The following is a 19,171-nucleotide window of genomic DNA, read 5'->3' on the forward strand; positions in this document are numbered from 1 at the left end:
CCGCCGTGGCCTTCGTCCGCGCGGGCTCCCTGCGCTTCCACGTCCAGCGGCTCCCGGCCACCGCCGGCGCCGACGCCCCCGACCGGCCCGTCGTGGTGTTCCTGCACGGGCTGGTCGTCGACAACCTCTCCTCCTTCTACTGCCCCCTGGCCGTGCCGGTGGCCCGGTCCGGCCACGAGGCCGTCCTCTACGACCTGCGCGGCCACGGCCGCACCGAGCGCCCCGGGTCCGGGTACGACCATCGCAGCGCCGTACGGGACCTCTTCGCCCTGCTCGGCGCACTGGACCTCGGGCGGCGCCCGGTCCACCTGGTCGGCAACAGCTACGGCGGCACCCTCGCCCTGCACGCGGCGCTGGCCCGGCCCGACCTGGTCACCGGGCTCACCCTGCTGGAACCGCCGCTCGGTGGAGCCTGGGTGGAGAACATGGTGGACACCCTGTCGGCCGCCGCACTCAGCCTGGAGGACAGCACGGTCCCCACCGAGCTGCTCACCCTGCGGCTGCGCAAGGCCGCCAACCTCACGGCCATCGCCGACGCCCTCCTCAACCGCACGACGCTCATCGACGACATCGCCGCGAGCCGCACCTTCACCGCGGTGGACTACGCCCGGCTGCGCTGCCCGGTCCTGATCGTCTGCGGCGAGCACTCCGAACTGCTGCCGGGCGGCCGCGAATTGGCGGGGCACGCGCCGCACGGTGCGCTGCGGATCCTGCCGGGCCTGGGGCACGACGTCCTGAAGGAGAGCAGCGGGGTCCTGCGGGAGACCGTGCTCGCCCACCTCGACGCGACGGCCGCGCGGGCGCGGGTGGGAGCTCTGGTCCCGTGAAGGTGCTGTTCACCGTGCCGCCGCTGGCGGGGCACGTCAATCCGACCGTGGCCGTCGGGGCCGAACTGGCCGCCCGGGGGCACGAGGTCGCCTGGACGGGTCCGGCCGCGGCGCTGGCCCGGCTGCTGCCGCCGCAGGCCCGGATCCTGCCCGCCGGGGAGGAGCTCGGCGGCGGGTACGCGGAGCTGCACGACCGCTGGCGCGATCTGCGCGGGGTCGGCGCCCTGCGGTTCCTGTGGGAGGAGGCGTTGGTGCCGCTGGCCCGGGCGATGGTGCCGGGGGTGACCCGGGCCGTGCACGCCTTCGGGCCGGACGTGCTGGTCGCGGACCAGCAGGCCCTGGCCGGAGCGCTGGTCGCCCGGCGGCTCGGCGTGTCGTGGGTGACGTCCGCCAGTACCTCGGCCGAGCTGACCCGGCCCTTCGCGGACTTCCCGAAGGTCGGGGAGTGGGTGGCCGGGCAGATCTCGGGCCTGCTCGCGGAGTTCGGCGCGGGACCGGGTGGCGGATCGGGGGCCGGGGCGCACTGGGACCCCCGGTTCTCGGAGCGGCTGGTGCTGGTCTTCTCCACTCCCGAACTCGTGGGAGCGGGCGCGGACTTCCCGCCGCACCACGCCTTCGTCGGCCCGGCCTTCGGGGCCCGGCCGGCCACGCCCGGGTTCCCGTGGCAGCGGCTGGATCCGGCGCGCCGGCGCGTGCTGGTGTCCCTGGGCACGCTCAACCAGGCGGCCGGAGCCCGCTTCTACGGGGCCGTGCTGGGTGCCGCCGAACGACTCGCCGCAGAGGTCCAGTTCGTCCTCGTGGCGCCCTCCACCCTGATCGGGGACGCGCCGGACCACCTTCTGCTCCAGGAGAGCGTCCCCCAGCTGGAGCTGCTGCCCCATCTGGACGCGGTGGTCTGCCACGCGGGCCACAACACCGTCTGCGAGGCCCTCGCGCACGGGCTGCCGCTGGTAGTCGCCCCGATCCGGGACGACCAGCCGATCGTGGCCCGGCAGGTCGTCGAGGCCGGAGCGGGCGTCCGGGTGCGGTTCGGCAGGACCCGGGCCGAGGAACTGCGCGACGCGCTCACGGCCGTGCTGGACGACCCCGGCCCGCGCCGGGCCGCCCGGCGGATCCAGGCCTCATTCGCCGCGGCGGGCGGAGCCGCCGCCGCGGCCGACCGGTTGGAGAAACTGCTATGACGCCACCCCCGCTCCCCCGGGTCCCCCGGACCGCCGCCGTATTGCTTGCCGTCCTCGCCGCGGGCACCGTACGTGCCGGGCGCCGGCTGCGGGCGATCCCGATGCTGCCGGTGACCCCGCCCGGCGCGGCGGCCGGAGTGCCGCGCGCCGCCGGGTGGCGGCTGATCACCGCCCGGGGCGTCGAACCGGATGCGCCCACCTTCCTCGCCGCCTGCGCGCACGCCGAGGCGGAGGGGCTGCGGGTGCTGGACCTGCTCCCCGCGGACCTGCCCGCCGAGCGGGCCCTGGGGCTGCTGCGCCTGGTCGATCCGGCCCGGTACCGGCAGGACCGGCTCGCCGTAGGGCGCGGAGCCGGATTCGCCGTGCTCGTCACCGAGGAGGTGCTGGCCCGGGCCGGGGTGGATCCGGCCGGGCCGCGCCCGGACACGGCGGAACTGCTGGCGCTGACCCGGCGGTTGAAGGAGTACGCCGCCGACGCCACGGGGCTGGCCATCGCCCCCGGCCTGAGCTGCGGCGGGGCCGGGGATCCCGGCGGGCCGGCGCGGGCCGCCGAGTTGCGGGCCCAGGGGCTGCCGCCGGCGGCGCTGGCCGCCGCGCAGCTCGGCGGGCTGGCCCTGCTCGCGGGGGTCGCCGTACGCCAGGGCCGGTGGGGCGCCGCCGCGGCCGGACTGTACTGGCTCCAGCCGTACCTGGCCCTCGGCGGGCCGGGCTCCCCGCTGCGGCCGGCCGGACTGGGCCGGGCCACGGCGGCCCGGCCGCTGCGCGCCCTCGTCTCGGGCCTGCGTACGGCCGCGGCGGCCCGCCGGGACGGGGCACCGGACACCGCCTCCGACGCCGCGCGGGCCGCCTCCTACCAGGAGGACCTCGCGGCGGGCCCGGAGCGTTTCCTCGAACCGCGCCGCACGGACTGCCCGTGGTGCGGCGGTCACCGGCTCACCGTCCGGGTCCGCATGCCCGACCAGCTCCAGGGCAAGCCGGGCCGCTTCACGCTGGAGCAGTGCGGGGACTGCGGGCACGTCTTCCAGAACCCCCGGCTGACGCCGGCGGGGCTGGAGTTCTACTACCGCGACTTCTACGACGGGCGCGGCGGCGAGGGGACGGGCACCGTCTTCGGCACGCAGGGCGCCTCCTACCGGGGGCGCGCCGAGATGCTCCTCCCGCACGCCGACCCGGCGTCCTGGCTCGATGTCGGCACCGGGCACGGCCACTTCTGCAATGCGGCGCGGGACGTCTGGCCGCGGACCCGGTTCGACGGGCTGGACATGGGCGAGGGGGTGCGCGAGGCCGAGCGCCGCGGCTGGGTGGAGACCGGATACCTGGGCCAGTTCCCGGAGTTCGCCTCGAAGCTGGCCGGCCAGTACGAGGTGGTCAGCATGTACCACTACCTGGAGCACACCCGCGAGCCGCTCGCCGAACTGGACGCGGCGGCCACCGTGCTCACCCCCGGCGGGTTCCTGGCCATCGAGCTGCCCGATCCGGAGACCCGCATGGCCCGGCTCCTGGGTCCGTTCTGGCTGCCCTGGTTCCAGCCGCAGCACCAGCACCTGATGCCCGCCGCCAATCTGCGCGAGGCGCTGGCCGACCGCGGGTTCACCGTCGTCGCCGAGGAGCACGGGGCCGCCCACCAGGGCAACGACTTCTTCGGCGCGGTGGCCTTCGCGGCGGCGCGGGTGTCCCCGGACCCGGACCGGCCGTGGGGCCCGGGCCCCACACCGCGCACCCGGCTGCTGGCCCACGCGGTACGGGTGGCCTCGCTGCCGTGCTTCGCCGCCGCGGTGGCGCTCGACACGCTGCGCACGGCCGCGGCCCGGCGCACCGACGGCGGCAACGCCTACCGGATGCTGGCCCGCAAGGACGTCCCGTGACGGGCTCGACCGGCCGCGTCGGTCCGCCCGTCGGGGAGCACCGCGCCGACGACCCCCCTTCGGCGGCCCGCCGGGACGCTGCGGTGGCCGGTGCCACCGCGACCGCCGACCGCGCCGGGGGCGATCTGGCCCGGCGGGCGACGGCCGATCCGCTGTACCGGCTCGTCGCCTATGCCCTGGAGGCGGCGCACGGGCGGCCCCCGGCCGCCGTGTGGAGCGCCCCGTACGCCTTCCACCTGGGCTCCCCCGGCCTGGTCGCGGCGGCGGGCTGGCCCACGGCCGCCGCGGCCGCCCCGCGCACCGATGGCCTGGTGCGGCTCAGCTCCCTCGGCCATCCCGCGGACAGCTGCGATCTGCCGCTGACCCTGTCGGGGCCGCCGCCCGCCGCACCCGCCTGGGCCGCCGGGCCGTACGCCGTGCTGCGGGCGCTGGCCCGGGACGGGTACGGCCTCGGCGGGACGGACCTGCACGTACAGGGCTCGCTCACGGGAGCCGCCGGACTGGCCACGGCGGAACCCGCCGAGTGCGCGGTGGCGCTGGCGGTGGCCGACGTGCACACGGGGGCGGGCGAGCGGCCGGACCGCGAGCTGCTGGCCCGGCTGCTCGCCGGAGCCCTGCCGGACGGGGACGACGGGCTGCGGCGGGCCGTGCTCTTCGCCCGGTCGGGCCGGGCGCTGCTGCTGAGCGCGGAGCCCCGTAGGCGGCAGCGGTACGTGGCCTTCGACCCGGCGGGCTCGGGCGCGCGGCTGGTGCTGGTCGCCGTACGCGGGGAGGCCGCGGACCGGCCCCGGGAGCTGGCGCGCGCGGTGGCCTGCGCACGCCGGGCGGGGGCGCTGAGCGCCTGGCCGCCGGGGCCGCGCCCGGGGCGGAGCGTGCTGGTGCTGCTGCCCGAGGGGCGGCTCGCGGCGGTGCGGGCGGCGGTCGCGGAGGACTTCCGCGACCGAGGACGGCCCGTACCGCGGTTCCTGAACATCACCGTGGCCGGTGCGGCGCGGCGCGAGGAGTGACCCCGTCCCGGGGCCGGACCCCGGCTGCACGGCACGACGACACGACAACGACACGACACCGACAACGCGACATGACATGACGTCCAGGAGGAGCACACCCATGCCCACCCCACCACCCGCAATGACGGCCCGCGACAGACGCGGGACCCTGTGGCCGGCGCTCGTGGCCGGGCTCGGCGCGCTCGGCCTGTTGGGCGCCTTCACCGTGGCCAACTCCGAGGCGGCCGAGACCCGTTCGGTGCCCGCCGCGGCAGCCGCCGCCGCGCTGCCGACCTACGACCACGTGGTGGTCGTCGTGTACGAGAACAAGCAGTACGGGGAGATCATCGGCAGCGCGAACGCCCCGTACATCAACCAGCTGGCGAACGGCGGCGCGAGCCTGACCGGAATGAAGGCGCTGACCCACCCCAGCCAGCCGAACTACTTCAACCTCTTCTCCGGTGCCACCCAGGGCATCACGGGCGACGGCTGTTACACCCCGCAGTCGATGACGGCGCCCAACCTCGGCCAGGAGCTGATCGCGGCCGGCAAGAGCTTCGCGACGTACAACGAGGACCTGCCGGGCGAGGGGTCCACGGCCTGCACGAACGGCCAGTACGCGCAGAAGCACAACCCGTGGTTCGCCTTCAAGAACGTGCCGCTGAACACCGGTAAGACCTGGGCGCAGTTCCCGCAGAACAACTTCGCGGCGCTGCCGAACCTCTCCTTCGTGGTCCCCAACCAGTGCAACGACATGCACTCGTGCTCCGTCGGCACGGGGGACACCTGGACGCGCAACAACATCGACGCGTACGCGCAGTGGGCGAAGGCCAACAACAGTCTGCTGGTGCTGACCTGGGACGAGGACAACTACCTGGGCTCGAACCAGATCGCCACCGTCTTCTACGGGGCGAAGGTCAAGACGGGCAAGTACGCCACGGCCTTCAACCACCACCACCTGCTGAGGACCTTCGAGGACCTCTTCGGCACGGCGACGCACGCGGGCAACGCGGCCAACGTCCAGCCGATCGGCGAGGTGTTCGACACCTCGTCGAACCCGACGCCCACCCCGACACCCACCCCGACACCCACACCCACACCCACACCCACACCCACCCCGACTCCGACTCCCACGCCGACCGCGGGCGGTCTGCAACTGGCCAATCCCGGCCCGCAGACCTGCAAGTTCAACCAGTCCTGCACCGTGCAGCTCAGTGCCACCGGCGGCAGACCGCCGGTCCGGTACGCGGCCACCGGCCTGCCCTGGGGCCTGAGCGTGGACGCCGGTTCCGGCCGGATCGGCGGCAAGCCGTGGGGCAGCGGCACCGTCCAGATCACCGCGACCGCCACCGACTCCGCGGGCACCACCGTCACCGCCGCGTTCCCGCTCACCGTCAACTGGTTCTAGATCCGGCCCCGGAGGCATCCGTGTACCTGTCGACCACCCGGGCCTCGGACATCGCCGGGGACACCCCGGCCCCGAAGGGCCCCCTGCGGGCCGTCCCCGGCACGGTGTTCGTGCTCGGTCTGGTCAGCCTGGTCACGGACGTCTCCGCGGAGATGGTCACCGCCGTCCTGCCGTTGTACCTGATGGCCGGACTCGGCATGTCCCCGCTCGCGTTCGGCGCCCTGGACGGTCTGCACCAGGGCGCCACCGCGGTGCTCCGCCTCGCCGGCGGCCGGATCGCCGACCGCACCCGGCGCCACAAGCTGGTCGCGGGCACCGGCTACGCGCTGTCGGCCGTGTGCAAGGCGGCCCTGCTCCTCGCCACCACCCCGTGGTCGGTGGCGGCGGTGCTCGCCGCCGACCGGACGGGCAAGGGCCTGCGGACCGCGCCGCGCGATGCGCTGATCTCGCTGTCCGTGCCGCCCGGGGAGCAGGGCCGCGCCTTCGGGGTGCACCGCGCGCTGGACACGGCGGGCGCCCTGCTGGGGCCGCTGGCTGCGTTCGGGATCCTGTGGGTGGCGGTGGACGGGTACGAGGCGGTGTTCACCGTCAGCTGCTGCGTCGCCGTCCTGGGGGTGGTGCTGCTCGCGCTCTTCGTCCGCGAGGCCCCCGCTCCCCCTCCCGCTCCCCCTCTCGCTTCCGCGCCGACACGCGCCCGACCGCCGCTGCCGCCCGTACGCACCCTGCTGCGCCTGCCCGGCCTGCGGCGGCTCTGCCTGACCGCCGCGCTGCTCGGCCTGTTCACCGTCGGCGACGCCTTCCTCTACCTGCTGCTCCAGCGCCGGCTCGACCTGTCGGCCGCCTTCTTCCCGCTGCTGCCCGTCGGTACGGCCGCCGTGTTCCTGCTGGCCGCGCTGCCCGTGGGGCGGCTCGCCGACCGGGTGGGCCGCAGCCGGGTCTTCCTCGGCGGGCACGTCCTGCTGCTCGGGGCCTGCCTGCTGCTCCTCGCCCCGGTCCCGGCTGCGGGCGGGGCGCTGCTGGTCGTGGGCGTGCTCGCGATGCTCGGCCTGTTCTACGCCGCCACCGACGGGGTGCTGATGGCCGCCGCCGGGCCGCTGCTGCCCGCCGGGCTGCGCACCACCGGGCTCGCGGTGCTCCAGACCGCGCAGGCGCTGGCCCGGTTCGCGGGTTCCCTGATGTTCGGGTCGGCCTGGACGCTGTGGGGGCCGGGCGCTGCGCTGGGCCTGGCGGCGGCCGGGCTGCTGCTGTCCCTGACGGTGGTCGCCGTGTTAGGAGGGGCCCGCGCGGAGCGGGCGTCGTAGGGTCGGGGCATGCCGGAAACACAGCGAACTCTTGAGGGCAGGGTGGCCCTCGTGGCCGGGGCGACGCGCGGCGCGGGCCGCGGCATCGCGGTCCAACTGGGCGCGCAGGGCGCGACCGTGTACGTGTCGGGGCGCAGCACCCGGGGCAGCCGTTCGGAGTACGGCCGGCCCGAGACGATCGAGGAGACCGCCGAGCTGGTCACGGCGGCGGGCGGCCGGGGTGTCCCGGTGGTCGCCGACCATCTGGTGCCCGCGGAGGTAGAGGCACTGGTCGGGCGGATCGACGCCGAGCAGGGCCGGCTGGACGTCCTGGTCAACGACATCTGGGGCGGGGAGCTGCTCTTCGAGTGGGACAGCACGGTCTGGGAGCACGACCTCGACAACGGGCTGCGGCTGCTGCGGCTGGCGGTGGAGACCCACGCGGTCACCAGTCATTTCGCGGTGCCGTTGCTGCTGCGCGAGCCGGGCGGGCTGGTGGTGGAGATGACGGACGGCACCGCCGAGTACAACGCGTCCAACTACCGGGTGTCCTTCTTCTACGACATCGCCAAGTCCTCGGTCCTGCGCATGGCGTTCGCGCTGGGTCACGAGCTGGGGACGCGAGGGGCGACGGCGGTGGCGCTGACCCCGGGCTGGCTGCGTTCGGAGATGATGCTGGACAACTTCGGTGTGACCGAGGCGAACTGGCGTAACGCGCTGACCAAGGTCCCGCATTTCGCCATCTCCGAGACCCCCTCGTACGTGGGCCGGGCGGTCGCGGCGCTCGCCGCGGACCCGGAGGTGGCGCGGTGGAACGGCCGGTCCCTCTCCAGCGGGCAGCTCGCGCAGGTGTACGGCTTCACGGACCTGGACGGCAGCCGCCCGGACTGCTGGCGCTACATGGTCGAGGTGCAGGACCCGGGCCGCCCCGCCGACACCACCGGCTACCGCTGAAGGGTCCGGGCGAACGGCAGACCCTGCGGGGCGCACTCGCTCCTGGGGGGAGGGCCGGGACGGCGGATCACCCTGCCGGGCGGCGGGAGTCGATCAGGTGGGCCAGGCCGTCCAGGACGCACTGGAGGCCGAAGGCCCAGAGCGTCTGCGGGTGGTAGCCGCCGACGGCGCTGCCGACGCGGCCCGCCAGCGGGTAGCGCTCCGGGTCCAGGGCCTGCTCCAGCAGCGGGGCGCTGACGGCCCACCACTCGTCCTGGCTCTGGCGGCTGTTGTGCGCGGCGTCGTCGGCCGCGGCCAGGGCGTTCGCGTGGACGAAGCCGAGGAGGTGGGTCAGGGCCGCGTCCATCTGGATGTCGGTGAGGCCGATGCCCTCGAAGGCGGCCAGTTCGTACTCGTACTTCCCGATGACCCCGGGGCCCAGCGGCGGGCGGGTGACCGGTAGGTCCGCGATCCAGGGGTGGCGGGTGAGCAGGTCGCGGTTGTCCTCGGCCACGCGGGCGACCCGGGTCCGCCAGGAGTCCGCCGCGCCCGGCGCCGGGCGTTCCATGCGCCCGTACGCCTCGTCCAGCATGAGGTCGAGGAGTTCGGCCTTGCCGGGGACGTACGTGTAGAGAGTCATCGGGGTCACGCCCAGGCGCTGAGCGAGGGCGCGCATGGTGAGCGCGGGCAGTCCGGCCTCGTCGGCGAGCTCGGTCGCGGCCCCGACGACGGCGTCCACGCTGAGGCCCTGCCGCGGGCCGCGCCGCCCGGTCCGATCCGGCTGTCCGGGCGTGCGCCACAGCAGTTCCAGCGTGCGGGCGGGGTCGCCCGCCCCACTGCGGTCCTTGACCATGTCCGGTCCTCCGATCCCGTGCCCCATAATTCACTACGCCGTACAGAATACAATGTATAAAGTAACCTCGAAACGCCGCCACCGCGACACCGCAACCGCGAGGAGTTCCGTGCAGATCGCCGCCGACAGTCATCAGGTCATCCAGGTCCGCGGAGCGCGGGAGAACAACCTCACGGACATCTCCCTCGACATCCCCAAGCGCCGGCTCACCGTCTTCACGGGCGTGTCCGGCTCCGGCAAGTCCTCCCTCGTCTTCGGCACCATCGCCGCCGAGTCGCAGCGGATGATCAACGAGACGTACACCGCCTTCGTCCAGTCCTTCATGCCGAGCCTGGGCCGGCCCGACGTGGACGGGCTGCACAACCTGAGCGCCGCGATCGTGGTCGACCAGGAGCGGATGGGCGCGAACTCCCGCTCCACGGTCGGTACCGCGACCGACGCCTCCACGATGCTGCGGATCATCTTCTCCCGCCTCGGCGTCCCGCACGTCGGCTCCTCCACCGCCTTCAGCTTCAACTCCCCGGACGGCATGTGCCCGAACTGCGAGGGCATCGGCCAGGTCTCCGACATCGACGTGGACCAGCTGGTGGACCGCGAACTCTCCCTCAACGAGGGGGCGATCACCGTCCCGGGCTTCGCCGTGGACACCTGGTACTGGCAGATCATGGCCAACTCCGGCTTCTACTCACCCGACACGAAGCTGAAGGACTTCACCGAGCGGGAGTGGGCCGACTTCCTGCACATGGGCCAGGTGAAGGTGAAGGTCGGCTCCAACAACTTCACCTACGAGGGCCTGGTCACGAAGATCCAGCGGACGTACCTGTCCAAGGACCGCGAATCGATGCAGGCCCACATACGGGCCTTCGTCGACCGCGCCGTGGTCTTCACCGACTGCCCCGCCTGCGGCGGCACCCGGCTCGGTGCGGCGGCGCTCTCCTCGCGCATCGAGGGGATGAACATCGCCGAGTGCTCGGCCCTGCAGATCAGCGACCTGGCCGCCTTCGTCCGCCGGATCGACGACCCGGGCGTCGCCCCGCTGCTCGCCAACCTGCGGGACCTGCTCGACTCCCTCGTGGAGATCGGCCTGGGCTACCTCAGCCTGGACCGCCCCTCCGGCACGCTCTCCGGCGGCGAGGCCCAGCGGGTCAAGATGGTGCGCCACCTCGGGTCCTCGCTCACGGACATCACGTACGTCTTCGACGAGCCGACCACCGGCCTGCACCCGCACGACATCCGGCGCATGAACGACCTCCTGCTGCGGCTGCGCGACAAGGGCAACACGGTGCTCGTCGTCGAGCACAAGCCCGAGGTCATCGCGATCGCCGACCATGTCGTCGACCTCGGCCCGGGCGCGGGCACGGCCGGCGGACGGCTCTGCTACGCCGGGGACGTGGCGGGACTGCGCACCTCCGGCACGCTCACCGGCCGCCACCTCGAACACCGGGCCCGGCTGAAGGAGTCGGTGCGCTCCCCGCGCGGCCACCTGTCGGTCAAGGGCGCCGATCTGCACAATCTGAAGGACGTCAGCGTGGAGGTGCCGCTGGGGGTGCTGACGGTGGTGACCGGGGTCGCCGGGTCGGGCAAGAGCTCGCTGGTCCACGGGTACCTGGCCGGGCAGGACGGGGTGGTGGTCGCCGACCAGTCGCCGATCCGCGGCTCGCGGCGCTCCAATCCGGCCACCTATACCGGGCTGCTGGGGCCGATCCGTACGGCCTTCGCCAAGGCCAACGGCGTCAAGGCGGCCCTGTTCAGCGCCAACTCGGAGGGCGCCTGCCCGAAGTGCAACGGCCTCGGGCTGGTCTACACGGACCTGGCGATGATGGCCGCGGTGGCCTCGGTCTGCGAGGAGTGCGAGGGCCGGCGCTTCACGCCCGAGGTGCTGACGTACCGGCTGCGCGGCAAGAACATCAGCGAGGTGCTGAACATGCCGGTCACGGAGGCGCACGCGTTCTTCCCCACCGGCCAGGCGCGCGCCGTCCTCGGGCGGCTGGTCGACGTGGGCCTGTCGTACCTGCGGCTGGGGCAGCCGCTCAACACCCTGTCGGGCGGTGAGCGGCAGCGGCTCAAGCTGGCCATCAGCATGGCCGAGAAGTCCTCGACCTACATCCTGGACGAGCCGACGACCGGCCTGCACATGGCCGACGTGGACAAGCTGCTGGCCCTGCTGGACCGGCTCGTCGACGACGGGAACTCGGTGATCGTCATCGAGCACCACCAGGCGGTGATGGCGCACGCCGACTGGATCGTCGACATCGGCCCCGGCGGCGGCCACTCCGGCGGCGCGGTCGTCTTCGAGGGCACGCCGGCGCAGCTGGTGGCCGGGGCGGACACGCTCACCGCCCGCCACCTGCGGGAGTACGTCGGCGGGTAGCGCGGGGGCGGAGGACCTCGGCGGAGGACCTCGGCGGCGGTCGCGGCCGCGGCCGAGGTCTCCCGGGGGCGGCCCCGGTCAGGGCAGGCGCAGTTCGCGGTCCTCCCCGAGCGGGGCGAAGAAGCGCTCCACGTCCGCGCCGCTCACCCCGGCCAGGGTCGGCGGGGACCAGCGCGGGGTGCGGTCCTTGTCGACCACCTGCGCCCGGATGCCCTCCACGAGGTCGGGCGAGGCCAGCGCGTTGCAGGAGACCCGGAACTCCTGGGCCAGCACCTGCTCCAGCGTGCCGAGGGCGGCGGCCCGGCGCACTGCGGCGAGGGTGACCTTGAGGGCGGTCGGGGATTTGGCCAGGATCACCTCGGCGGCCTCCTTCGCGGCGGGTTCCCCCTGGCCGAGCAGCCGTTCCACGATCTCCTCGACGGTGTCGGCCGCGTAGCAGTGGTCGATCCAGTCCCGCCGGTCGGCGAGTTCACCGGGCGCAGGGACGGCGGCGTGGCGCGGCAGCACCTCGTGGGCGGGGGCGCCGGCGAGTGCGGCGGTCAGCTCGGGGAGCCGGTCGGCCGGTACGAAGTGGTCGGCGAGCCCGCACAGCAGCGCGTCGGCCGCGCCCACGGCGGTGCCGGTGAGGGCGAGATGGGTGCCGAGTCCGCCGGGCACGCGGCCGAGCAGGTGGGTGCCGCCGACGTCCGGGACGAAGCCGATGCCGGTCTCGGGCATGGCGACGCGGGAGCGTTCGGTGACGATCCGGACCGAGCCGTGGGCGGAAACGCCGACGCCGCCGCCCATGGTGATGCCGTCCATGAGGGCGACGTAGGGCTTGGGGTAGCGGGCGATGCGCGCGTTGAGCCGGTACTCGTCGCGCCAGAAGTCCATGGAGGCCCTCCCCCCGGCCCTGGCGTCGTCGTGGATGGCCCGGATGTCCCCGCCCGCGCACAGGCCGCGCTCACCGGCGCCGCGGATCAGGACCTGGTGGACGGCCGGATCCTCCGCCCATGCGGCGAGGGTCTCGTCGATGCGGAGCACCATGGGGTGGGTGAGGGCGTTGATGGCCCGGGGGCGGTTGAGGGTGACCACCCCGGTCCGGCCGTCGGTGTGGAACAGCACGGCGTCCGCGTCTTCGGCCTTCGCTTCTTCGGTCTTCACACCGGCCAGTATGTCCGCGTCCCGTGCCGCTCCCGCCGCGGGGCACTCCCGGGGCGTACGGTGGGTTGCCATGCGGAAGATCGCGCTGATGGCGGACCACTGGCCGGCGGCCGACGCCGATCCCGCGACGCTCAGTCGCGCGGGCGGGACCGGTGCGCCCGCCAGGCGGCCAGGGCCTCGGAGCGGGCTCCGTCGGGGTGCCGGGCGTGCCAGGCGCGCAGGAACCGGTTGAACTCGAACTGCGCACCCACCTCCTGGGGTTCGGCCGCCTGCGCGCGGGTGGCGTGCCAATGGGCGACGGCCTGCGCGAGGGTGTGCCCCGCGTGCCGGGCGATGTAGTCGCGCATGAAGGCGTCGAAGTGGAACCCGGGTCCGATCTCCCGTAGGAAGTACGCGCGCAGCACCTGGCTGCAGCGCTGGCCCGGCGGGATCACGGTCGCTCCGGTGACGGGGGCGGCGAGCTGTCGCCCGCCCCGGCGGGGCGCGGGGGCCGCCGGGGCGGCGGGTGCGGGAAGTCCGTCGAGGGCGGCGGCGAGCCGCGCGGTCACGGCAGCCTTGCCACCCCCGGCCGGCAGGCCCATCTCCCGCGCGAGCGCGGTCAGTTCGGCCAGTGTCCAGTACCAGCGCAGCAGCTCGGCCCCGGACAGCGCAGCCGTCGGGGCGGGCCGGGATCCCGTCTCATTCGTACTCACGTTCGTATTCTATGCGGCCTGCCGCGGCACCGGCCCCGGTCCGCACGCCCCCACCGTCCTTCGAGGAGAGAACCCATGACTGCCGAACCGAACCGCCTCGTCCTCGGCGAGGACACCGCCCTGGTCCTGATCGACCTCCAGAAGGGCATCCTCGGCCTGCCCACCGCGAAGCCCTCCGCCGGTGTCCTCGCGCAGGGGATCGCGCTCGCCGAGGCCTTCCGCGCCCACCGGCTGCCCGTGGTCCTGGTCAAGGTGGCGTGGTCCCCGGACGGCGGCGACCTGCCCACCGCGAACGTGGACCGCCCGGGCCCGGCCGCCGCGCCGCCCGCCGCCTTCTCCGAGATCCCCGCCGAGCTCGCCGCCCTCGGGGACGTGGTCGTCACCAAGCGCCACTGGGGCGCCTTCACCGGTACCGAGCTCGATCTCCAGCTGCGCCGCCGCGGAATCCACCGCATCGTGCTGGGCGGGATCTCCACCAGCGTCGGCGTCGAGTCCACGGCCCGTACGGCGTGGGAGCTCAGCTACGACCTGGTCTTCCCGGAGGACGCCACCGCCGACATCGACGCCGACTCCCACGCCCACACCTTCGGGAAGATCTTCCCGCGCATCGGCAAGGTCAGCACGACGGCCGAGGTCATCGCGGCCCTGAGCTCCTGACCGCTTCCACCACCCGGAACCGGACGCCGGGGGCGTTCACCCGTAACCGGGCGGGCGCCCGTGGGTTAGCAGCGAGAAGGTGAAGGAGTTCTCATGGCGCAGCGGCACACCACGTCCCTACGGCTGCGCCTTCGCTACCGGTTCGACCATCTGGTGGCGGGCGGGACCACCGCGCTCATCGGCTGGTTCGCCCTGGCCTGCCTCGCCGTCGTGGTCCCGGCGAGCACCGTGCTCGTCTGGGCCGACCGGGCCGCCCCGGCGACCCTGTCGGGCCGGCTCGCCGCCGTGTGGGTCAGCGTCGGGCAGACGCTCAAGATCGGCGGCGCGCTGGGCTCGCCCCTCTACGTCCTGGCCTCCGTGGCGCTCGCCCTGGTCGCCCTGCTGTTCGTGTCCACGCTGGTCGGCCTGATCACCACCGGCATCAACGGACGCATCATGGAGCTGCGCCTCGGCCACTCCACGGTGCTGGAGTCCGGGCACACCGTCGTACTGGGCTGGTCCGACCAGATCTTCCCGGTGGTCGGGGAGCTGGTGGCGGCGAATTCCAACCAGCGCCGGTCGGTGGTCGCCGTCCTCGCCCCGAAGGACAAGGTGGAGATGGAGGACGAGCTCGCCACCTCCGTCGCCGCCACCGGCACGACGAGGATCATCTGCCGCAACGGCCGCACCACCGACCCCCTGGAGCTCGCCCGGGTGAGTCCGCGGACCGCGAAGGCCGTGCTCGTGCTGCCCCCGGAGGGGGAGACCGGCGACGCCCACGTGGTGAAGACCCTGCTCGCCCTCGACGCGGCGGACCCCGAGCCCGGTGGGGCGGTGGTGGTCGCCGCCGTCCGCGACACCCGCAACCACGTCACCGCCCGGCTGGCCGCCGGGCCCGGCGGGCACGTCCTGTGCGTCGACGACATCATCGCCCGGCTCCTCGTCCAGACCGCCCGCGAGCCCGGGCTGTCGCTCCTCTACCAGGACCTGCTCGACTTCGCCGGCGACGAGTTCTACACCGCCCCGGCCCGGGGCCTTGCCGGACGCACCTTCGGCGAGGCCCTGCTGGCGTTCACCACGTCCTCGGTGGTGGGCCTGCTGCACCCCGACGGCGAGGTCTCGCTCAACCCGGACCCCGCCACGGCGATCGGCGCGGACGACCTGATCGTCCTCGTCTCCCGGGACGACGACACGGCCGTGCAGGAGGACGCGTCCCCCTTCGTCGAGGAGGACGCGATCGTCACGGCCCGCCCCGAGGAACCCGCGGCCCAACGGCTGCTCCTCCTCGGCTGGAACCGGCGCGCTCCGCTCGTCGTGGAGCAGCTCGACCGGTTCGTGAGCCCCGGGACCACCCTCGACGTGGTCTCGCTCGGCGACGAGACGACGATGCGCTGCACCTCCGGCATCTCGGGAGTGCGCAGCCGCCTCGAAGTGGACTTCCGCAGCGGGGACATCACCGATCCCCAGCTGCTGGCCAAGCTGGACGTGCCCTCGTACGACAGTGTGATCGTCATCGGGGAGACGGAGTACGAGGCCGTCTGCCCGGGGCCGCTGCCGCCCGCCCGCGCGATCGACCTCGCCCTCGAGACCGGGGCCCGGACGGACGACCGGACGCTGGTCACGCTGCTGCACCTGCGGGCCATCGGGCAGGCGGCGGGGCGGGAGCTGTCGCTCACCACGGAGATGTCCGACGACGGCAACCGGCTGCTCGCGCCGGGCCGGGAGGGCGCCGACTTCATCGTCAGCGGCCGACTGATCAGTCTGCTCATGACCCAGATCTCGGAGAGCCGCCATCTCGCGAAGGTCTTCGACGAGTTGTTCCGGGCCGAGGGGAACGAGCTGCACCTCAAGCCGGTCGCCGACTACGTGCGCACCGACCGCGAGGTGCCCTTCGCCACCCTCGTCGAGTCGGCGCGCCGCCGCCGCGAGTGCGCGGTCGGCTACCGGCTGCGCGCCGAGACCGGCACGGGCCCCGCGTACGGGGTGCGGCTCAATCCGGACAAGCGGCAGCGGGTCCGCTTCGGCGAGCACGACTGGCTGATCGTGCTCGCCGAGAGCTGAGGCGGCCACCGGTCCCGGTCACCGGAAGGTCGCGATCACCGGATCGGTCGTCGCGTTCGCGTGGGTTCAGAGGGTTGAGTGGACCTCGAGGGCGGTGCGTACCGCGGATTCCAGGGCGCCCTCGATCCACGCCGGCTTGATGGAGGTGTGGCACCCGGCGAAGTGCAGGTTCCCCTCGGCCTTGCGGACGTGGGGGAAGAGCTCGGTGTGCTGGCCGGGCAGCAGCACGGAGGCCTCGCCGTAGGCGTACGGGTCGCGCATCCAGGACTGGGTGCGCCCCACGCCGGTGTAGAACACCTCGATCCGCTGCCCGAACACCTCCTGCACCCCGGCGAGGGCCCGGGGGTAGCGCTCCTCGTCGTCCAGGGAGTCCCACTTCAGGGCGTCGTCCGACCAGCTGTAGGAGGCGAGCACGACCCCGCCCGCGCTGCCCTCGACGGGGTAGGAGGGCTGGAACATGAAGCGGTTGGGGTTGTCGGTGGCCGAGCCGCCGCCGATGACGTGGGCCGCCTCGGGCTGGTCGCGGGTGACCCCGCGGCAGGCCGCGTAGTGGGCCCGCTGCGCGGTGGAGATGCCGCGGTCGGAGACGGAGGAGTGGGCGCCCAGCAGCGTGCCGTCCGCCGGGGTCTGCCCGAGCTGGTACTTGCGGTACAGGCCGGGCTGTACCGCCTCCAGCTCGCGCTTCCAGTCTGCCTCGTCGAACTCCCACCAGCGGCGGCTGAATTCGAGCAGGACCTTGGTGGCGGCGTCGTAGTGCAGCTCGGTGATCGCGCGCCGCTTGCCGTACGAGAGCGCGGGCGCGACCGGGATGTGGCGCAGCCCGGAGAAGGGCACGGTGATGATCGCGGTGTCGCCGGTGAAGGTCTCGCGCTGCACGGCGCTGCCGCCGCGGCCCTCGGAGACGGTCTCGATGCGGACCTCGCCCTCCCCGTGGGTGATGCGGGTGGCCCGGCGGTCGAGCCGTACGAGGTCCTCGACGCGGGCGTAGAGCGCGTCGGCCAGGGTGGCGGTGCCGCCGGGCAGTTCGAAGAAGGCGGTGTCCGGGCTGATCAGCGAGGCTCCGATGAAGCTGTGCACGAAGGCCAGGTGCAGGCGCGAGGTGAGGTTCTCGACGGTTCCGATCAGGTCGATCGTCCGCTCGTCGAGCTTCGCCTCCTCGGTCAGATAGCGGTACATCGACATGTGGCCGTAGCGCTGGATGACGCGCGCCCAGCCCTCGACGAGCTGCTTGTCCTTCTTGCCCTCGATCTCCCTGCGCACGGGGGCGAAGGCGTTGCGGACGATCTGCGCGGCCGGCACGCCCTCGTAGGCCGCGGGGACCCCGAAGGACTTGTTGAGGGCCTGGGGGCTGCGCGCGTAGTCGGCGCGGCGGACGCGGATCCCGTTGACGAAGATCCACGTACGGTAGGCGGGGCGACCGGACCCGTCGACGTCGACCAGGTGGAAGCGCCTGCGCTTCAGCCCGAGACTGTCGATCAGCCCGGTGACCAGGGGGTGGCTGTCGGGGATGCGCATCGCGCCGGCCTCGGCGTACTGCTTGGGGTCGGCGAAGGGGGCCGCGGACTTCTCGTGGCCGCCGGCCCGGAAGGTCTTGATCCGGCCGCCCACCCGATTGCCGTTGGCCTCGATGACGGTGACCCGGTGTCCGGCTTCGCGCAGCAGGTGGGCGGCGGTGAGCCCGGCGGGTCCGGCGCCGACGATCAGGACCTTCTTGCGGGTGCGGGAGCGGGGCAGGCCGTGCTTCAGGAGGATGTCGGAGTAACGGGGCACCAGGGGCTCGTCGTCCTCGTCCCGGACGAGGACGGCGCGGGCGATGGTGAGGCAGGTCTCCCAGTCGGGGCGCGCGGAGCCGGACGGCGCCTGCGGGGTCCCGGCGGACGCCGCGGCGACCGACAGGGCCCCGGCTCCCGCGACGGCGGCCGCGCCGGCGATGACGGTGCGGCGGGAGGGGCGGCGGGCGGGTGCCGGGGCCGTTTCGTCCGGGGTGCCGGGCGTGTGGTCGGGTGCGGAACCGGGTTCAATGATCATGGATCAACTCTCGCGGCCGCCAAGCGCCTTGATCACCCAAAGCCGCCCGGAAGGGGAACAATCACCCGGACGTGCGGTGCGTGCCGCGCGACACTGACGAACGGGCATTCGCCTGCGTCGGACGGTGCGGGCCGCGGCGGTTCAGTGGATCCGGCGCACCCGCTGGCTCGTCAGTTCGTACCGGGCCCCGACGATGGCCAGCTCTCCGGCGGCGACCTTGGCCGCGAGCTCCGGTTCCGCGGCCAGCCGCGCCCGCACCAGCCGTACGTTCGCGGTGATCGCGGCGTCGATCCGCGCGGCGCCGCGCAGAGTGCGGTCGATCGCCGGGTGGATCTGGTCGACCAGGTACTGCATGTGGCCGGGCAGCGGCGCCCCTCCCCCGGCGGCCCGGACGGCCGCGGCGACCGCCCCGCACGACTGGTGCCCGAGGACGACGACCAGCGGGATGCCCAGTTCGAGGACACCGTAGGCGATGCTCCCGAGCACGGCCTCGTCCAGTACCTCGCCCGCCGACCGTACGGTCAGCAGGTCGCCGAGGCCCTGGTCGAAGACCAGCTCCGGGGGCACGCGCGAGTCGATGCAGCCGAGGACGACGGCGAAGGGGTGCTGGCCGCCGACGAGGGTCTGCCGCACGATCCGCGTCTCGTCGGGGTGCCGCTCGTGCAGGGTCCGCCAGCGCGCGTTCCCCGCCTCCAGTTCCACCAGCGCGGAGCGGGGGGTGGCGGGCCGGACGCGTCCGGGCCCCCCGGTGACGGGGGCGTCCGGGGTGCGGGGGGAACCGGCCACCAGGCCGGCCGCCAGGGCCACCGTGCCGGTCAGTACCACCCGGAGCAGCCGGCGCCGCCCGGGGCCGCCGCGACTTTCAGCATGGATGCTCATATCGGAACAAACTATGCATATCCCCTGG

General features: G+C 73.9%; 15 protein-coding genes. 10 read left to right on the forward strand and 5 right to left on the reverse strand.

What is annotated here, in order from left to right; genetic code table 11:
* Positions 1 to 5: 5 nt before the first annotated feature.
* From B6R96_RS06015 to B6R96_RS06045, 7 genes are all read left to right on the forward strand, one after another.
* Positions 6 to 827: an alpha/beta fold hydrolase gene (locus tag B6R96_RS06015; protein WP_081521862.1), complete on the forward strand. Its 822-nt coding sequence runs from the start codon at positions 6 to 8 to the stop codon at positions 825 to 827.
* A complete protein-coding gene (locus B6R96_RS06020; protein WP_443069884.1) occupies positions 824 to 2,008 on the forward strand; it encodes a glycosyltransferase in 1,185 nt (394 codons plus the stop codon). Before B6R96_RS06015 ends, B6R96_RS06020 begins: the two co-directional genes overlap by 4 nt.
* Positions 2,005 to 3,873, forward strand: a complete 1,869-nt coding sequence (locus B6R96_RS06025) for a class I SAM-dependent methyltransferase (protein ID WP_081521863.1) — start codon at positions 2,005 to 2,007, stop codon at positions 3,871 to 3,873. The genes B6R96_RS06020 and B6R96_RS06025 overlap by 4 nt, the downstream gene beginning before the upstream one ends.
* On the forward strand, positions 3,870 to 4,880 hold the full coding sequence (locus B6R96_RS06030; RefSeq protein ID WP_237291346.1) for a galactokinase: 1,011 nt from the start codon (positions 3,870 to 3,872) through the stop codon (positions 4,878 to 4,880). The genes B6R96_RS06025 and B6R96_RS06030 overlap by 4 nt, the downstream gene beginning before the upstream one ends.
* A gap of 100 nt (positions 4,881 to 4,980) precedes the next feature.
* A complete protein-coding gene (locus tag B6R96_RS38750) occupies positions 4,981 to 6,267 on the forward strand; it encodes an alkaline phosphatase family protein (RefSeq protein ID WP_335755519.1) in 1,287 nt (428 codons plus the stop codon).
* Positions 6,268 to 6,287: 20 nt separating this feature from the next.
* Entirely contained in the window at positions 6,288 to 7,568 is a 1,281-nt protein-coding gene (locus B6R96_RS06040) for an MFS transporter (protein ID WP_081521865.1), read from the forward strand.
* A 9-nt stretch (positions 7,569 to 7,577) separates the two neighbouring features.
* Positions 7,578 to 8,501 (forward strand): SDR family oxidoreductase, encoded by a 924-nt coding sequence (locus tag B6R96_RS06045; RefSeq protein ID WP_081521866.1) that lies wholly within the window; start codon positions 7,578 to 7,580, stop codon positions 8,499 to 8,501.
* A gap of 67 nt (positions 8,502 to 8,568) precedes the next feature.
* On the opposite strand, the gene B6R96_RS06050 is transcribed toward B6R96_RS06045, so the two are convergent.
* On the reverse strand, positions 8,569 to 9,333 hold the full coding sequence (locus tag B6R96_RS06050) for a TetR/AcrR family transcriptional regulator (protein WP_081521867.1): 765 nt from the start codon (positions 9,331 to 9,333) through the stop codon (positions 8,569 to 8,571).
* 109 nt (positions 9,334 to 9,442) lie between these two features.
* On the opposite strand from B6R96_RS06050, the gene B6R96_RS06055 reads away from it, so the two are divergent.
* Complete coding sequence (locus B6R96_RS06055) at positions 9,443 to 11,704, forward strand: ATP-binding cassette domain-containing protein (protein WP_053168589.1); 2,262 nt, start codon at positions 9,443 to 9,445, stop codon at positions 11,702 to 11,704.
* Positions 11,705 to 11,782: 78 nt separating this feature from the next.
* Here B6R96_RS06055 and B6R96_RS06060 read toward each other — a convergent pair whose 3' ends face one another.
* Positions 11,783 to 12,847 (reverse strand): enoyl-CoA hydratase/isomerase family protein, encoded by a 1,065-nt coding sequence (locus tag B6R96_RS06060; protein ID WP_053168588.1) that lies wholly within the window; start codon positions 12,845 to 12,847, stop codon positions 11,783 to 11,785.
* 131 nt (positions 12,848 to 12,978) lie between these two features.
* Positions 12,979 to 13,539: a DUF6434 domain-containing protein gene (locus tag B6R96_RS06065; RefSeq protein WP_081521869.1), complete on the reverse strand. Its 561-nt coding sequence runs from the start codon at positions 13,537 to 13,539 to the stop codon at positions 12,979 to 12,981.
* 75 nt (positions 13,540 to 13,614) lie between these two features.
* Here B6R96_RS06065 and B6R96_RS06070 point away from each other — a divergent pair, with 75 nt between their 5' ends.
* A complete protein-coding gene (locus B6R96_RS06070; RefSeq protein WP_081521870.1) occupies positions 13,615 to 14,196 on the forward strand; it encodes a hydrolase in 582 nt (193 codons plus the stop codon).
* A 93-nt stretch (positions 14,197 to 14,289) separates the two neighbouring features.
* Entirely contained in the window at positions 14,290 to 16,236 is a 1,947-nt protein-coding gene (locus tag B6R96_RS06075; protein ID WP_081521871.1) for a CASTOR/POLLUX-related putative ion channel, read from the forward strand.
* A gap of 66 nt (positions 16,237 to 16,302) precedes the next feature.
* On the opposite strand, the gene B6R96_RS06080 is transcribed toward B6R96_RS06075, so the two are convergent.
* Positions 16,303 to 18,264, reverse strand: a complete 1,962-nt coding sequence (locus B6R96_RS06080; RefSeq protein WP_081521872.1) for a flavin monoamine oxidase family protein — start codon at positions 18,262 to 18,264, stop codon at positions 16,303 to 16,305.
* Positions 18,265 to 18,405: 141 nt separating this feature from the next.
* A complete protein-coding gene (locus B6R96_RS06085) occupies positions 18,406 to 19,143 on the reverse strand; it encodes a carbonic anhydrase (RefSeq protein WP_081521873.1) in 738 nt (245 codons plus the stop codon).
* Positions 19,144 to 19,171 lie beyond the last annotated feature (28 nt).

The sequence above is a fragment of the Streptomyces sp. Sge12 genome, assembly GCF_002080455.1.
Classification (GTDB): domain Bacteria; phylum Actinomycetota; class Actinomycetes; order Streptomycetales; family Streptomycetaceae; genus Streptomyces.

What these genes read in the sequence shown, in the direction of transcription:
- B6R96_RS06025 (WP_081521863.1), top strand. Translation starts at nt 2,005, where the DNA reads ATGACGCCACCCCCGCTCCCCCGGGTCCCCCGGACCGCCGCCGTATTG.
- B6R96_RS38750 (WP_335755519.1), top strand. Translation starts at nt 4,981, where the DNA reads ATGCCCACCCCACCACCCGCAATGACGGCCCGCGACAGACGCGGGACC.
- B6R96_RS06045 (WP_081521866.1), top strand. Translation starts at nt 7,578, where the DNA reads ATGCCGGAAACACAGCGAACTCTTGAGGGCAGGGTGGCCCTCGTGGCC.
- B6R96_RS06050 (WP_081521867.1), bottom strand. Translation starts at nt 9,333, where the DNA reads ATGGTCAAGGACCGCAGTGGGGCGGGCGACCCCGCCCGCACGCTGGAA.
- B6R96_RS06070 (WP_081521870.1), top strand. Translation starts at nt 13,615, where the DNA reads ATGACTGCCGAACCGAACCGCCTCGTCCTCGGCGAGGACACCGCCCTG.
- B6R96_RS06075 (WP_081521871.1), top strand. Translation starts at nt 14,290, where the DNA reads ATGGCGCAGCGGCACACCACGTCCCTACGGCTGCGCCTTCGCTACCGG.
- B6R96_RS06080 (WP_081521872.1), bottom strand. Translation starts at nt 18,264, where the DNA reads ATGATCATTGAACCCGGTTCCGCACCCGACCACACGCCCGGCACCCCG.
- B6R96_RS06085 (WP_081521873.1), bottom strand. Translation starts at nt 19,143, where the DNA reads ATGAGCATCCATGCTGAAAGTCGCGGCGGCCCCGGGCGGCGCCGGCTG.